The 13981-nt window shown below is 35.6% G+C and carries 10 protein-coding genes; 4 read left to right on the top strand and 6 right to left on the bottom strand.

Annotated features, from left to right (window positions below; all coding sequences use genetic code 11):
* Window positions 1-37: 37 nt before the first annotated feature.
* The 3 genes from ACFX5F_RS00615 to ACFX5F_RS00605 form a co-directional block, all read right to left on the bottom strand.
* Complete coding sequence (locus ACFX5F_RS00615; RefSeq protein ID WP_379848924.1) at window positions 38-1471, bottom strand: OmpA family protein; 1434 nt, start codon at window positions 1469-1471, stop codon at window positions 38-40.
* A gap of 134 nt (window positions 1472-1605) precedes the next feature.
* Entirely contained in the window at window positions 1606-2799 is a 1194-nt protein-coding gene (kbl, locus tag ACFX5F_RS00610; RefSeq protein WP_379848922.1) for a glycine C-acetyltransferase, read from the bottom strand.
* Window positions 2800-2866: 67 nt separating this feature from the next.
* Window positions 2867-6016: a UvrD-helicase domain-containing protein gene (locus ACFX5F_RS00605; RefSeq protein ID WP_379848920.1), complete on the bottom strand. Its 3150-nt coding sequence runs from the start codon at window positions 6014-6016 to the stop codon at window positions 2867-2869.
* A 287-nt stretch (window positions 6017-6303) separates the two neighbouring features.
* On the opposite strand from ACFX5F_RS00605, the gene rbfA reads away from it, so the two are divergent.
* Complete coding sequence (gene rbfA, locus ACFX5F_RS00600) at window positions 6304-6696, top strand: 30S ribosome-binding factor RbfA (protein WP_073209072.1); 393 nt, start codon at window positions 6304-6306, stop codon at window positions 6694-6696.
* Between the two features lie 3 nt (window positions 6697-6699).
* Window positions 6700-7899 (top strand): ABC transporter permease, encoded by a 1200-nt coding sequence (locus tag ACFX5F_RS00595; RefSeq protein WP_379848918.1) that lies wholly within the window; start codon window positions 6700-6702, stop codon window positions 7897-7899.
* A gap of 89 nt (window positions 7900-7988) precedes the next feature.
* Here the strand turns inward: ACFX5F_RS00595 and dusB are convergent, their stop codons facing one another.
* Window positions 7989-8981, bottom strand: a complete 993-nt coding sequence (gene dusB, locus ACFX5F_RS00590) for a tRNA dihydrouridine synthase DusB (RefSeq protein ID WP_379848916.1) — start codon at window positions 8979-8981, stop codon at window positions 7989-7991.
* A 286-nt stretch (window positions 8982-9267) separates the two neighbouring features.
* Here dusB and lepA point away from each other — a divergent pair, with 286 nt between their 5' ends.
* Window positions 9268-11064 (top strand): translation elongation factor 4, encoded by a 1797-nt coding sequence (gene lepA / locus ACFX5F_RS00585; protein ID WP_379848914.1) that lies wholly within the window; start codon window positions 9268-9270, stop codon window positions 11062-11064.
* A 67-nt stretch (window positions 11065-11131) separates the two neighbouring features.
* Here the strand turns inward: lepA and ACFX5F_RS00580 are convergent, their stop codons facing one another.
* Window positions 11132-12064 (bottom strand): 1-phosphofructokinase family hexose kinase, encoded by a 933-nt coding sequence (locus tag ACFX5F_RS00580; protein ID WP_379848912.1) that lies wholly within the window; start codon window positions 12062-12064, stop codon window positions 11132-11134.
* A gap of 107 nt (window positions 12065-12171) precedes the next feature.
* Here ACFX5F_RS00580 and thiL point away from each other — a divergent pair, with 107 nt between their 5' ends.
* Complete coding sequence (gene thiL, locus ACFX5F_RS00575; protein ID WP_379848910.1) at window positions 12172-13221, top strand: thiamine-phosphate kinase; 1050 nt, start codon at window positions 12172-12174, stop codon at window positions 13219-13221.
* Window positions 13222-13285: 64 nt separating this feature from the next.
* On the opposite strand, the gene ACFX5F_RS00570 is transcribed toward thiL, so the two are convergent.
* Window positions 13286-13981 carry a response regulator gene (locus tag ACFX5F_RS00570; protein ID WP_073209094.1) on the bottom strand — a complete coding sequence of 232 codons (696 nt, stop codon included), beginning with the start codon at window positions 13979-13981 and terminating at the stop codon, window positions 13286-13288.

The raw sequence follows: 13981 nt of genomic DNA, 5'->3' as shown, positions 1-13981 counted from the left end.
TAAATCGAGGCGTTTTCCATAAATATTTTAGAAAAATTTATTCTTTTATTAAAGAAATTTCAACTCTTCTGTTGTGTGCTTTTCCTTTAGCAGTTTTATTTGTATCAATTGGTTTAGTTTCACCGTAACCTTCATGAGACAATCTATCAGCAGCAATACCATTCTCAATTAAGTAATTTTGAACCGCATGAGCTCTATTTTGAGATAAAGTTTGGTTCATTGCGTTAGTACCATCGCTATCAGTATGACCTTCAATCAAGAATCTTGAATAAGGGTATTCTTTTAAGATTGCAGTGATTGACTGTAAAGTTGGGTAAGTTTGTTTTTTGAAAGTAGCTTTTCCAGAATCAAACAAGATTGTTCTACTGTACTCATTTAATTTCATCATAACTTCCTCAGAAACTTCAGGACAACCTTGATTAGCAACTGTACCTCTAACATCGATACATTTGTCATCTTTGTCTAAAACACCATCTCCGTCAGTATCTGGCCAAGGACAACCTGCGTTTTCTTTAGGACCTGCAACTGTAGGACATTTGTCATCTTTATCAGCAACGCCATCTCCGTCAGCATCTGGACAACCATTCAATGCGGCTAAACCAGCAACTTCTGGACAAGCATCATCTTTATCAGCAATACCATCTCCGTCAGTATCAGGACAACCTTTTAATGCAGCTAAACCAGCAACATCAGGACAAGCATCCTCACTATCTTGAATACCGTCTCCATCAGTGTCAGGACATCCGTTGAATTGTTTTAAACCAGCAACTTCTGGACAAGCATCATCTTTGTCATAAATTCCATCACCATCTGTATCTTTACCACCAAATTTGAAAGTAAGTCCAGCAGTATGTTGGAAATGTGATGGAGCATCAGGTTTTCCAGCAGCATCTTCTCTATCACCAAATGATTTTTTGTATGCTGTAGCAAAAGATAAACCTATGTTATCCGTAAACCAAAAAGTTAAACCAGCACCTGGGTTAACAGTTCCGTAGCTACTGTCTCCAAAGAAAGTATATCCACCACCAACAGATAGGGAAGGATCAATTACTTTAGATTTAAGTAAATTCATAAAACTATATCTAATAGCTCCATCAATACCATAATACATTAAGTCACCAGGGTTAGTTATGATGTAACCACGAGAATCATGACCAACAGCATTTGGAGCAAATTGAACATATTTAGTAATTTTGTTTACAGAACCTTGAACTCCAAAAGTGAAACCATCTCCTACAAATCTTGATACAGAAAGATAAGATACTGAAGGAAGAATGTTCCAGTTGTCTTTTACAGCAAATGGTTGAGAAAAATGACGATCTGCCCAATTTTTTCCGCCACCAGCACTTGTTCTGGTGTCAACAGCATTAACTCCAAAAGAGATTGCCCATGGGTTGTTACTGTCTTGTGCGTGAGAGCTTAATCCCATCACCACCATTACAGCAAATAAAAGTTTGTTAAGATGTTTCATACTTATTTTTTTTAATTAAATAATTAGTTAATTACAAACAAAAGTAATGCGTAATTTTATAAATACAAAATGAAATGTTAAAATAAACCTACAAATTATACCAAAAGTGGAAATTATATAACTTCAAATGAAAATTATATAACTTTTAGCATCTTACCCACTTCAATAAAAGCATTAATTGCTATATCTAAGTGAGTTTTAGTGTGAGCCGCTGATAATTGAACTCTAATTCTAGCCTTATCTTTTGGAACCACCGGAAAAAAGAAGCCAATTACGTAAATTCCTTTTTTCAACAGCTCATTTGCCATATTCTGTGACAATTTGGCATCATATAACATTACCGGAACGATCGCTGAATCGCCATCAATGATATCAAAACCGGCTTTTTTCATTCCTTCCTTGAAATAATTAGTATTCCATTCTAATTTATCACGTAAAACAGTATCTCTTTCTAAAATTTCAAAAACTTTTATGGAAGCTCCAACAATGGCAGGAGCCAATGAATTTGAAAATAAATAAGGTCTGGATCGTTGACGTAATATTTCAATAATCTCTTTTTTGGCTGTTGTATAACCGCCCATAGCTCCTCCAAGCGCTTTCCCTAAAGTTCCTGTAATAATATCCACACGCCCCATTACACCTTTCGCTTCTAGAGTTCCTTTTCCAGTTGCACCAATAAATCCGGCAGCGTGACATTCGTCAACCATGACCATAGCATCATATTTATCAGCTAAATCACAAATTTTATCTAAGGGCGCCACTACTCCATCCATTGAGAAAACACCGTCCGTAACAATTAATTTAAAACGACTTCCATCTTCTGTAGCTTTAATCAGTTGTTGTTCCAAATCTTCCATATTGCTATTTTCATAGCGATAGCGTGCCGCTTTACACAAACGAACCCCGTCGATAATAGAAGCATGATTTAAACTATCCGAGATAATGCAGTCTTGTTCTCCTAAAAGTGGCTCAAAAACCCCACCATTAGCATCAAAAGCAGCTGCATAAAGAATAGTATCTTCCGTTCCGTAAAATTCAGAAATCTTTTTTTCCAATGTCTTGTGGATATCCTGAGTTCCACAAATAAAACGCACGGATGACATTCCGAAGCCATGCGTATCCAAGGCATCCTTAGCTGCTTGTATTACCTCAGGATGAGATGACAATCCAAGATAATTATTGGCACAAAAATTTAAAACTTTTTCTCCTGTTGAAATCGTGATTTCGGCTCCTTGCGGTGAAGTGATTATTCTTTCTGATTTAAAAATTCCGTTATCTACAATAGTTTGAAGTTCTGATTGCAGGTGTTGTTGTATTTTTCCGTACATGATATTGTTAAAGTTTAATATTTAAAGCCTTGTCTGATGACATAAAAGCCCAAGTTTATAAATTAGGCTACAAATGTACTACATCGATTGCTGAACCTATATACACAAGCGCTTTTTTTACTACTTTATATCCCATTAATTCTATAGCGTGTTGATAATTCTCCAATTGCAATTGGTATTTTGAATTGTGAGTTCCAGTTTTATAATCCAATAAAAACACCTCATTATCTTTGTTTATCGTCATTCGGTCCGGCTTGATGGTTTTTCCTTGTTTTTGGATTATCGTTTGTTCGTTTAAAACCTGATTCCCCTCAGAAAAATAAGCCAAAAGTTCACTATGATTAACAATTTCCTGAATGCTTTCATAAACCGTTTCTTTTTGGCTAAAAGTGATTAATCCACTCTCGATAGATTTGGTAATCGCTAAATCAACATCAGTTTTTGTTTTTACAAAAGATAAAATTTCATGAACTAAATTTCCGTACTCTATGGCTTCCTGCTGGTGCGTTCCCCACATAAGAGCTTCGCGTTGTGCAATTTTTATGTTTTTTGGGTTGAGAATTTCTGTCACCAAAGAAATCGTTTTAGAAGTATCGACATGCTTCTTTTCATCAGATAATTTTGTCGAATTCCCAAATTCATACTCCAATTTACTTTCGTCAAACTCTCCTTTATTCATCAAATAATTAATAAAAAAAGCACACATATTATTTTTTGGAACTTCCCCTTTTCGGGACAAATTCATGTTTGAAATTATATATAACTGTTCTTCGGCTCGGGTTAAAGCGACATACAAAACATTGATATTGTCCAACAATTCCTCTTGCTTCTTTTGATTATAAACCAATGATGCTTCCTCCCCGAAACCTTCAACAGCGCTACTATTGTCAATTAAAACCTTAGGCAATCCTATAGTTTCCTCTTCGGCGTTGAGCCATAGTTTATCTTTGGGCTTTCTATTGTAATCTTCCTCAGCAAAAGGAAAAATAACCACCGGAAATTCCAAACCTTTCGATTTATGAATGGTCATAATCCGAACGGCATTATTTCCTTCTGGGGAAGGAATGCTGAATTTCTCGGCATTTTTGTCCCAAAAATTTATAAAATCAGAAATTCCTGCTTGGTTACGAATGTCTCGCTCGAGAACTATGTCGAGGAAATATTGAACGTAAGCATTACTTATTTTTGGATTAAGGAATTTCGAAATAATAACCTCCACCGCTTCATACAATGATTTTTTTCTAATGTTTTGAAACGAAAGTGAAACATCGAAACTCATTAACCACTCTTCGAAATCAGTTTCCTGAAATAAAGACATTCCTTTAGCAATAAAATCATGAACAGGTAATTGATCCTGAATATTCTGAGCTAAATATTGAAGAAAATTTGCTTTAGATTCCAAATCAGAAATGTTTTTCAAATATTTTAATAAATGAATAATCAATCTAACTTCTGTTGCGTTTTGTATCATCAAGGTTTCTGATGACAAAAGCGGAATTTTTTGTTCCGTCAAATAATTGGCAATCGCAATTCCCTGGCTTCGTTTCCTTGTCAGAATCACGATGTCTTTGTATTCAAAACCTTCCCGAATTACTTTTTGGATCGTGTTTAATGTCGCTAAAACATATAATTCGGTTTTATCCAAGGCTTCTTCCTCGTCTTCTGAAGTTTCCACTTTTGGAATAAACGAAATATTTACATAACCGCCCTTTTTATCATTTGTCTTCTGGTGACTGTGATTTTCGTATAAATCTTTATAATCTAAATGTTCGAATTCATTTGATAATAATTGAAAAAGATCATTGTTGAATTCAATTACCTGAGAATAACTTCTATAGTTTTTATCTAAATGTTCCAGAACTTTCTCTGGATTATTGAACGGATTTTGGTCTTTGCTTAAGTCGATAAATTGCTCCGCTTTTCCGCCACGCCATCTGTAAATAGATTGTTTTGGATCTCCTACAATCATCAAAGTTCCTTTTTCGCCATCAATTTCACTGGAAGTGGCATTATCAATAAGCGGAATTAAATTCTGCCATTGCATTTCGGACGTATCCTGGAATTCGTCAATAAAAAAATGACGGTAGCGCTCTCCCAATCGCTCGTATATAAAAGGCGCCGGCTGGTTTTGAATTTCCCTGTGGATTATAGCGTTAAATTCCGAAATGGAAAGCACATTTTGCTCGCTTTGAATTTTTGCTAATTCATTGCTCACCGTATTCAGTAATGATAATGGCGTAATATTTTTTAGAAAAGCTTTGTAAAAATCTCTTTTTTCGAAAGTTTTATAAATTCGGTCCAAAATCTGCAATAAATCCGGGATTATGTTTTCAATAATCGCTCGGTCTCTTGCCGTTTTATTGATTTTTATATCGTCAAATTCGTGATAGGTTTTGTTTTTTGGATTGAATTTTCCTTCTTCAATACTCAACAAATGTTTGGGGAAATGTCCCGCCGAAAATGATTTAGTATCAATTCCGTTTTTATCTATTAATGACAATGCTTCTTCAGCAAAAACAACGCTTTCTTTTTCCAAAACTTTGCAGGCTTCAGATAATTTGTTTTTTATTTCAACAAACTCAGCGATGGATTTATCTTGAAAATGCGAGATTTCGTTTCGATTATTTTCGTTTAAAACCAAACGACCGGTATCGAGGATCTCTCGTGAAATATCCCAAGATTTGTCATCATCCGTTTTTTCCATCGTGAAATCGATTAACAGCTTGGTTAATGTTTCATCTTCTCCGGCTTGCGCGATAATAGCATCGACGGCTTCTATCAACAAATTTTCGGTATCCAATGTGACTTCAAAAGTCATGGGTAAATTCAAATCATGGGCAAAAGCCCGAATCACTTTATGGGTGAATTTATCAATCGTAGAGATATCAAAAGCAGCATAATTGTGAATAATATGCTTGATGATTTGTTTTGATTTCGTTTTGATTTGAATAATAGACAATTCCGTATCTATGGCTAAATCCTGCATTAAATCTTGCGCTTTTGAACTTGGTTCGTCTTTGGCAAATTCGGATAAACTGCCTACTATTCTGCTTTTCATTTCGTGAACCGCTTTGTTGGTAAACGTAATGGCGAGAATGTTTCGATAGGCGTCATTCTTTTTGGCAACAAGGATGATTTTTAGGTATTCTTTGACAAGCGCATAAGTTTTTCCGGAACCTGCTGATGCATCGTATATGGAGAAGGAAGGTCTTTGCATTTTGATGTTTTTTTGACAAAATAGATTTTAAACCATATAAGTCATTTAAGAAAATATAAGTTTTTGGAATGTGTTAATTTTATACATTAATCTAATAATGTTAATTTCGATAAGTCCCTAGCCCTGATGGAAACGGCATCCTTTTTAGAAGGTGATTTTTTCATCACCTTCTAAAAAGATACAGTGTACAGCAGGAAATAGCTTCTAAAAATACAACTATTGCTAGGTTGTTTTTAAAAATTGTCCCGAAACTTCGGGATAAAACTTAAAAGTAGTATTTTTGCAGCATGGAAACAAATAGACAGAAAAAAATAGGCGGGGTGATCCAAAAAGATTTGGTTGATATTCTGCAAGGTGAAGTGAGAAAAAACGGATTGGCTAATTTAATCATTTCGGTATCCAAGGTTACTGTAACTACAGATTTATCTGTTGCTACTGTGCATTTAAGCGTGTTCCCTCAGGACAAAGCAAAAGAGATTTTAGAGGCGGTTAAGTCCAATTCTAAAACAATAAAACATGACTTATCACAACGTGTTCGTTTACAATTAAGAAAAGTTCCAAATTTGGTTTTCTTTATTGACGACTCTTTAGATTACATTGAAAAGATTGATAATGCGCTAGCCAACAGAGATAATCCTATAGAAAACAGAGATCTTTTGGACAAACGCAGATTTCAATAAAATTTGAATTTCCCTCTTTACATAGCTAAACGCTACATTCTTAGCAACAGTAAAAACAATGCGATCAACATCATCAATCGAATTGCCAGCATGGGAATTATTGTTGGCGCAATGGCTTTGTTTGTGGTTTTATCTGTTTTTAGCGGGCTGAAAGTTTTTAGTCTTTCGTTTACCAATGACATTGATCCCGATTTAAAAATAAGCAGTACTTTAGGGAAATCATTTCTCGTTTCTCCTGATCAGGAAGGCCAAATCAAGAAAATTGACGGTCTTGCTTCGTATACCAAAATAATTGAGGAACGGGTCTTATTTACTTTTGACGGAAAACAAGAAGTCACTTATCTAAAAGGTGTTGATGCTAATTTCAGCAAAGTTAACGCTATCGAAAAAAAGCTTTTCAACGGCCAATGGCTGAAACCAGATACATATCAAGTGGTCGTTGGTTATGGAATTGCCCAGAAATTTTCAATGGGTTTACTTGATTTTAATAATCAGTTGGAAGTGATGGTGCCAAAGGCAGGAAAAGGCAGCATTGAAAATGAAGAGCAAGCGTTTAACAAAACGGACATTATTCCTGTTGGGATTTATGCCATCAGCGAAGATTTAGATTCAAAATATGTTTTTGCCGATTTAGGTTTAGCACAAGAATTATTGGAATACAAAACCAATCAGGTTTCTGGGATTGAAATTAAAGTGAAACCCGGTGCTGATGAAAGTTCCATCATCAGCAGACTGCAAATCATTTTCAACAATAAAATCACCGTAAAAAACAGGGCTCAACTTAACGAGTCGCTCTATAAAATGTTGAATACCGAGAATATTGCGGTTTATTTAATATTTACTTTAGTAATCGTCGTAGCACTTTTTAACTTGATTGGCGCTTTGATTATGATGATTTTAGATAAAAAAGGAAATCTAAAAACCTTGTTCAATCTAGGAACAGAAATCAAGGATTTGCGAAAAATATTCTTGCTTCAAGGCATTTTATTGAGTGTTTTTGGAGGAATTATAGGGCTTGTTTTAGGAATTATAATTGTGTTGCTTCAACAACAATTTGAACTTATTATGATAACCCCAACTCTTGCTTATCCTGTGGTTTTCAAAGTAGAAAACGTATTGATTGTTATGGCAACCATTATTACACTCGGTTTTGTCGCTTCATTGATCGCAAGTAGTCGCGTGAGTAAAAAGTTGTTGGAATAAGGCTTCCCATTTAAAATAAAACACGAATTCCACCATTTTACACGAATCAATTTGTGCAAATTAGTGGAATTCGTGTTTAAATTACTTATTTAAATAACCTCATAACCCGCATACGCTTCTTCGATTTCATTCAAAGCGGCGAACAATTCTTCCGGTCGGTCTAAGGTTACCAATTGTTGCTTGTGCGTTTTAAAAGAATGAATACCTTTGAAATAATTGGTGTAATGTGGGCGCGTTTCTACAATTCCTAATCTTTCACCTTTCCATTCCATAGCCCAAGTCAGGTGATTTCGCACTGCTTCAACTCTATCAATAATGGTTGGTTTTGGCAAATGTTCACCAGTTTTAAAGTAATGTTTGATTTCGTCAAAAATCCAAGGATAACCAATAGCAGCGCGACCGATCATAATTCCGTCGATACCGTATTCGTTTCTATATTGCAATGCTTTTTCAGGAGAATCAATGTCGCCATTACCAAAAATAGGCATCGTAATTCTTGGATTATTTTTTACTCGGGCAATATGCGACCAATCGGAATGGCCTTTGTACATTTGGGCACGAGTTCTGGCGTGTATACTCAATGCGGCAACACCAATATCTTGCAAACGCTCTGCAACCTCATCAATATTTATGGAATTGTCATCCCAACCCAAACGGGTTTTCACGGTTACAGGTAAATGTGTGCTATCAATAACTGCTTGCGTTAAACGAATCATTAAATCGACGTCTTTGAGAACTCCAGCTCCGGCTCCTTTGCAAACGACTTTTTTTACAGGGCAACCAAAATTAATATCTATTAAATCCGGGTTTACGGTAGATACAATTTTTGAAGATAGCGCCATTGCTTCTTCATCACCACCAAAAATCTGGATTCCTACAGGTCTTTCATAATCGAAAATGTCTAATTTCATTCGGCTTTTAATGGCGTCACGAATTAATCCTTCAGAGGAAATAAATTCAGAGTACATCATATCGGCACCGTGCATCTTACACAACCTGCGAAAAGGCGGATCGCTCACATCCTCCATAGGCGCGAGAAGTAAAGGGAAATCTGGTAATATTATGTTGCCAATCTTGATCATCTTCATTTAATTTGGTGCAAAATTACAACATTTAGATGAATAGCAGAAAGTAGTTATCGAAAAGACTTCTGAGTTAACCTATTAGTTTACTAATTCTAGACTTTGAAACTGTTGAATTTAGCTTATATTTGCAGATTAATTGTTGCGATTGCGTGAGGGATTGAAGTAAAATCCTTTTCCTTTTTTTCTTAAAAGGGAAAAGATTGTAGCGCAAAGCCCGACCCTTGTGGTCACGCCCTAAAAAAAATTCAGGGTAAACCCAAATAAATTTGATATTATTTAGAACATGAAACATATTAGGAATTTTTGCATTATTGCACATATTGACCACGGGAAAAGTACGCTTGCTGACCGATTACTAGGTGCCACACAAACAGTTACCGCTCGTGAAGAAAAAGCGCAATTGCTTGATAACATGGACTTGGAGCGCGAACGCGGGATTACGATTAAGAGTCACGCGATTCAGATGGAATATACTTATAAAGGACAAGAATATATCTTGAACTTGATTGATACTCCGGGACACGTGGATTTTTCGTATGAAGTTTCTCGTTCGATTGCGGCGTGTGAAGGCGCACTTTTGATTGTAGATGCGGCGCAAAGTATTCAGGCACAAACGATTTCGAATTTATATTTGGCTCTAGAAAATGACTTGGAAATTATTCCGGTTTTGAATAAAGTAGATTTACCAAGCGCCAATCCTGAGGAAGTAAGCGATGATATTATTGATTTACTTGGATGTAAATTGGAAGATATTATTCACGCTTCGGGTAAAACTGGTTTTGGTGTTGAAAATATTTTAGCGGCAATTATCGAAAAAATTCCACCTCCAGCAGGAAATGTGGACGAGCCGTTACAAGCATTGATTTTTGACTCCCATTACAATCCGTTTCGTGGAATTGAAGTTATTTTCCGTGTCAAAAACGGACAGATTAAAAAAGGGCAAAAAATTAAATTCATGGCGACTGGCAATGAATATTTTGCCGACGAAATTGGTACATTGAAACTAAACCAGGTTCCGAAACAAGTAATTTCAGCTGGTGATGTTGGGTATTTAATTTCTGGAATTAAGGAAGCGAAAGAAGTAAAAGTAGGAGATACGTTGACGGATGCGAAAACACCAACAACGAATATAATCAAAGGTTTTGAAGACGTGAAACCAATGGTTTTTGCTGGGATTTATCCTGTAGATACCGAAGATTATGAGGAGTTGAGAAACTCTATGGAAAAACTGCAGTTGAATGACGCTTCGCTGGTTTTTTTACCGGAAAGCTCAGCAGCTTTAGGATTTGGTTTCCGTTGCGGATTCTTGGGAATGTTACACATGGAAATTATCCAGGAACGTTTGGAGAGAGAGTTTAACATGACTGTGATTACTACCGTTCCCAACGTTTCGTATTTGGCTTACACCAAAAAAGACCCTACAACACCGCTTATAGTAAATAATCCTTCGGACTTGCCGGAGCCTTCTCGTTTAGACCATGTTGAAGAGCCTTTTATAAAAGCAACTATTATTACTAAATCCGATTACGTTGGAAATGTGATGAGTTTGTGTATCGAAAAACGTGGCTTGATTACTAATCAGACGTATTTGACTACGGAACGCGTAGAGTTGACTTTTGATATGCCTTTGGCAGAGATTGTATTTGACTTTTATGATCGTTTGAAAACAGTTTCCAAAGGATATGCTTCTTTTGATTATACGCCAATTGGAATGCGAACTTCTAATTTGGTAAAAGTTGATATCTTATTGAATGCAACGATTGTTGATGCTTTGTCATCCTTGATGCATGCTGATAATGCGTATTCTATTGGTAAAAAAATGTGTGAGAAATTGAAAGAATTGATTCCGCGTCAACAATTTGACATTCCTGTTCAAGCGGCTATCGGGGTAAAAGTAATTTCGCGTGAAACGATAAAAGCATTGCGTAAAGACGTTACCGCTAAATGTTATGGTGGTGATATTTCCCGTAAACGTAAATTATTGGAGAAACAGAAAAAAGGTAAAAAACGTATGAGATTGGTTGGAAATGTTGAAATTCCGCAAGAAGCGTTTATGGCTGTTTTGAAGTTGAATGATTAAAAATTATTTTAAATTCTGAATTATAAATGAAACCTGATGATGTAAAAATTGTCAGGTTTTTTTATTTCTATTTATTCTTCAACCATTCAAACAATCGGTTAGCATCTTCGAATTTAAACAATTGGGTTCCTTCATTCATCGTTGCTGCGGATCCACAGGCAACTCCCCAACGGATTACTTCTTTCAGGCTTTTATTTTGCGAAAGTGCCCAAACCATTCCGCCCACCATGCTGTCGCCGGCACCTACTGTACTTTTTTTGGCAACATTGGGAGCGGGAACAAATTCGTAAACATCTTTTGTAACCAACACTGCACCTTGCGGACCAAGGGAAACTACTACTATTTCAGCTCCGCCTTTAGCTATTATTTGTTTGGCGGCTTCATTTACTTCTTCCAATTCCAATCGCTCCACACCAATCAGTTTTGCGAGTTCACCAACATTAGGTTTTATCATATAAACACCAATTTCTAATGCTTTTTTTAATGCTTCGCCTGAAGTGTCCACAATTAATTTAGCACTTGATTTTTTGGCAATTTCTGCAATTTTCGAATAAAAATCAAAGGATAAACCTTCATTTAAACTCCCGCTGGCTACTAAAAGTTTTGGCTTTAAAGCTGCTATGGTTTCTAATATTTTATTACTTTCTTCTTCGGAAATTTTTCCACCTGTAAATCCAAAACGGTATTGAGAATTAGTATTATCGTCCACAGCAACAAAACTTTCTCTGGTCCAACTCTCAACGGCGACAGCTTCAAAGGCAATTCCTTCCTTAGCAACCAATTCTTCAAGCATTTTACCGGTAGGGCCGCCAGCTGTAAAGACAGCTAAAGAAGTTCCTCCTAGACGCGAGATTGCCTTTGATACGTTGATTCCCCCTCCACCAGCATCAAATCGCGGTTCATCACATCGTATTTTCTGTTCTGGAACCAAACCTCTAAAGTGAGTACTTTTGTCTAAAGCTGAGTTAACTGTAATGGTAACTATATCAAACACCTTCATTTTTCACAAATTTAATACTCTAAAGGTCGGATAAAATTGATAGAATTTGATACAATTCGAGGCGAAAATTTCTTTGTATATTTGCAATCTCAAAACAATAATAAATAATGATCGAAGATAAAACCCCACAACGTACAAGTATCGCCCAATTAGGAGAATTTGGACTAATTGACCATTTGACAAAAAACTTTGGAATCAATCAACCTTCAACTCTAAAAGGTATTGGTGATGATGCTGCAGTTTTGGATTTCAAAGATAAAAAGGTAGTCATCTCAACTGATTTGCTGATTGAAGGCGTACATTTTGATTTGGCTTATATGCCCTTAAAACATTTAGGGTACAAAGCAGTGGTCGTTAATATCTCTGACATCTGTGCCATGAATGCTAAAGCAACTCAAATTACCGTTTCTGTTGCGGTTTCTAATCGTTTTCCATTAGAAGCTTTAGACGAATTATTTGCAGGAATTACACATGCGGCCAACGAATACAAAGTAGACGTTATTGGTGGTGATACTACCTCATCGCAAAAAGGATTAATAATTAGTATTACTGCTATTGGTGAAGCTGATGAAGAGGAAATCGTTTATAGAAACGGCGCAAAACAAACGGATTTATTAGTTGTAACAGGTGATCTTGGTGCTGCATATATGGGTTTACAGGTTTTAGAAAGAGAAAAGCAAGTTTTTCAGGTTAATCCGAATTCACAACCTGATTTAGATGCATATACGTATCTTATAGAACGTCAATTAAAACCAGAAGCCCGAAAAGATGTGCGCACTTTGTTGCATGCCTTACAGATAAAACCAACTTCAATGATTGATATTTCGGATGGATTATCCTCGGAAATTATGCATTTATGCAAGCAGTCTAAAGTGGGATGTAATTTATATGAAGACAAATTACCTATCGACCCTCAGTTTATAAATGTATGTGAGGAATTCAATATTGATAGCACGACCGTTGCGATAAATGGCGGTGAAGATTACGAACTGCTTTTCACTATTGCGATGGAGGATTTTGAAAAAATAAAAGGAAATCCAAATTTCACGATCATTGGACACATGACACAAGAAAGTGAAGGGATTCACTTAGTAACTCGAGCCAATACAAGAATTGCTTTAAAAGCTCGTGGCTGGGATGCAATCCGAGAAGAATAAATTTTTTTATTAAACAAAAAAGACACTTATTCAGTGTCTTTTTTGTTTAATTATTTTCAAAAAGCTAAAAAAGTAGTCCTCTATTTTTAGCTTCTCGAACTAATTCAATATCGCTGCCTTCTTCTACCTTCAATAATTCTTTCAAATTTATTTTTCTCCGTTCAATTGCACCTAACGATATTGGGATGTATTGTGGTATATCATTCAACTTTGTCCCTTTCGATAAATGAAACAAAATTTGTTTGTCAAATTGATCTATTTCTATAGTATCTTCTTCAGACAAGCTCAACATTTTCAAAACTGATTCACTATAATATGTTTTGCCTTTTATTACCTTATCAAAAGCAAAAATCAATTCATCAAATGTCAAATCATTTTTTATAACCAAACCACTTGGGTTAATTGTTTTGATGATGGTCTTTATTTTTAGTAATTCGGTATACATGGTAAGTAAAATAATTTTACAGCTGGGCATATATTCCGAAATCAATTTTGCCAAATCCTCGCCATTATAAATCCCTTTTTCTTCATAAGGAGGCATACTAATATCTAAAAAAGCAATATCAAAAACAGTCGTATCGGGGTCGGTAATTATATTATATGCCGATTCGCAATCTTTGGCCTGACTAATTAAAAACTCAAAGTCTTTAGGATTATACCTTGTAATTGCATTTTTGTATCCTTCAATAATAAAAGGGTGGTCATCAACGATTAGTATATTGTTTTTTATTGTAGTCTTTAGATTTGAGGCAATTGTCAT

This window comes from Flavobacterium zhoui, assembly GCF_042787235.1.
Lineage (GTDB): Bacteria > Bacteroidota > Bacteroidia > Flavobacteriales > Flavobacteriaceae > Flavobacterium > Flavobacterium zhoui.
Note: the sequence above shows the minus strand (reverse complement) of the source record. Positions and strands in the feature narration are given on the sequence as shown.